Annotated in this window: 1 protein-coding gene; it reads right to left on the minus strand. The window is 69.1% G+C overall.

Annotated elements, in window-relative coordinates:
* Positions 1–152 precede the first annotated feature (152 nt).
* A complete protein-coding gene (locus AB0J09_RS64980) occupies positions 153–1,274 on the minus strand; it encodes a transposase (RefSeq protein WP_360714503.1) in 1,122 nt (373 codons plus the stop codon).
* Positions 1,275–1,308 lie beyond the last annotated feature (34 nt).

Consider the following 1,308-nt stretch of genomic DNA (forward strand, 5'->3'; position numbering starts at 1 on the left):
TAGTGCACGCCGACCGCGATGCCGTCCCTGGCCAGCCGCTCGACGACCGCACCGCCGATGCCGCCGGAGCCGCCGGTGACCAGGGCAGCGTGGGTGATAGTGGTATCCGTCATAGTGATCAATCCTTCGTGTGCTGTTCAACACCGTTGCGTTTACCGGCGTCGACGGGATGCAAGTCCATGGTCCATGATCTGGATCTGGACTTCGAGGGTGTAGGTCTGTGCTTGCTGGGGGTGCTTTCCCGCGTTCGGTCCGTACTTGCTGGTCGGGTTCTTGCGGCTGCGGGCCTTGACGCGCTGGCGGCGTTCGGCGGGCAACAGGTCGTTCAGGACGGCCCGGCCGATCGCGCCTACAAGAGCCACCGGCTCCGGCGGGAGGATGCCGGTGGCGGTGGTGACCTGGTCTCGGGCCGTCTGGAGGAGAATGGTGAAGCTGATCCGCTCCATGACCAGCCCCGGCCGGGAGGTCGCCGCGTCGGCGGCGGTGCGAATGAGGGCCTGGTAAACCGTCAGTAGCGCGTAAACCTCCTGGTCCAGGCCCGCAACGCTGCGCGAGCGCAGGACGCGGCCGTCGAGCATGGTCACCTTGATCGAGAAGTAGGCGGTCTCCGCTTGCCACCTGCGGTGATAGAGGGCGACCAGTTCACCGGCGGGGTAGCGCTCGTGATCGACCAGGCTGGTGACCAGGCGCCACGGCTCACGCCGCGTGGTGCCGTCAGCGAGGGTGACGGTGATCCACGCCTCGATAACGCGGACCGGCAGCGCCCGGTAGCCCTCGCTGGCCCGGTGGACGCCGCACAGGCGGGCCAGGTAGGAGCCGTTGGGCAGGCGGCGCTGGACGGCCGGGCGGCGCCGGGCCGGAGGAGCGCACCAGGAACTGCGCGCCTGTCGCGCCCACCTGGCGCAGAAACTCCACCGCGTCGAAACCGGCGTCCGCCAACAGCAGCATCGAGCGGTCCAAGCAGCCCAGCAAGCGCTGTGCGTACGGTACTTCGCCTTGGTTCTCGGGGCCGAAGCAGGCCGCGAGCACGGCCCGGTCCCGCACTCGACCACAACCAGCAGGCGCTCCAGCGGGTAGCCGAACTCCAGCACGTCCCCGGATCGCTTCGGGTAGCGCCAGGTGACCTGTTCGTCGTCGGGGGCGTGCAGGTGGGTGCCGTCCAGCGCCACCGTGCGCAGTCCCCGGTAGAACGAGCCTGCCTGTCCAGGGTCGGCTACCGGCCCGGCGATCGCGGTCGTCCACGGCCGTGCGGGGTCCTCATGCGAACGTTTCATCCCTGGCGACAATCGGCTCGCCAAGGGATCCGCG

This window comes from Nonomuraea sp. NPDC049784 (assembly GCF_040659615.1).
GTDB lineage: Bacteria > Actinomycetota > Actinomycetes > Streptosporangiales > Streptosporangiaceae > Nonomuraea.

Coding starts and splice junctions, on each gene's coding strand:
- AB0J09_RS64980 (WP_360714503.1), bottom strand. CDS start 1,274: ATGAAACGTTCGCATGAGGACCCCGCACGGCCGTGGACGACCGCGATC.